This window comes from Brachyspira sp. SAP_772, from assembly GCF_009755885.1.
Classification (GTDB): domain Bacteria; phylum Spirochaetota; class Brachyspiria; order Brachyspirales; family Brachyspiraceae; genus Brachyspira.
Window position 1 is genome coordinate 1 of the sequence record NZ_VYIX01000139.1, and the last position, 743, is coordinate 743.

Sequence of the window (743 nt, forward strand, 5' to 3'; positions counted from 1 at the left end):
CTATAGAATATTTAACTAAATTAATCTCTCCATTCTTTATAGAAAGAGATGTATTTTCTGATAGATAATAATATTTATTTTTTATTTTTATCTCAGCAAAAGCATTTTTTGAAGTTTTAATAGTGTCGCCATCATAAACTTTATTACTAAAACTAGAAGACTTACCATCTCTTAAAACTTCTATCTTTCCARCATACTTTAAATCATACTGAGAATAAAGCGATAAAGATAATAAAAAAACAAAAACTATTACAAAATTTTTCATAAACAATAAACCTCCAAAAAAATATTATATTTTATAATTATCAAGCTTCAAAAGATGTTCTTTTATATCTTTATTAGAAGGAGCTATTTCAAATGCTTTAGTAAGATAATTTTTAGCATTGGCAATATCTTTCTTTTTGAAATAAGCCCAACCCAAAGAATCTAAATATGCAGGATTAGAAGGGTCTTTATGTAAAGCCTTTTTTATCTCTTCTATTCCTTCATCTATATTAATATCACTATCAACTAGTATAAAGCCTAATGAGTTTCTGGCATTAGGACTTTCTGAATCTAAAGCCACTGCCTTTCTTAAATATTCTATAGCCTTTCTAGAATTTTTTTTCTTATAATAAACATATCCAAGCACAGAATAAATTTGAGTATTTTCTATATCATAAGATAAAGCATCAAGAAGCTCAAACTCAGCCAAATCATACATCTCTCTAATAGCATATATATAGCCAACAATAACATGTGCC

The 743-nt window shown here is 26.1% G+C and carries 1 protein-coding gene and 1 pseudogene; both read right to left on the reverse strand.

The window, feature by feature from the left end; genetic code table 11:
* Nucleotides 1–265: pseudogene (locus GQX97_RS13095) on the reverse strand (M23 family peptidase); the annotation flags it as partial.
* 24 nt (nucleotides 266–289) lie between these two features.
* A partial coding sequence (locus GQX97_RS13100) for a tetratricopeptide repeat protein (RefSeq protein WP_157152281.1) occupies nucleotides 290–743 on the reverse strand: 454 nt, incomplete at its 5' end.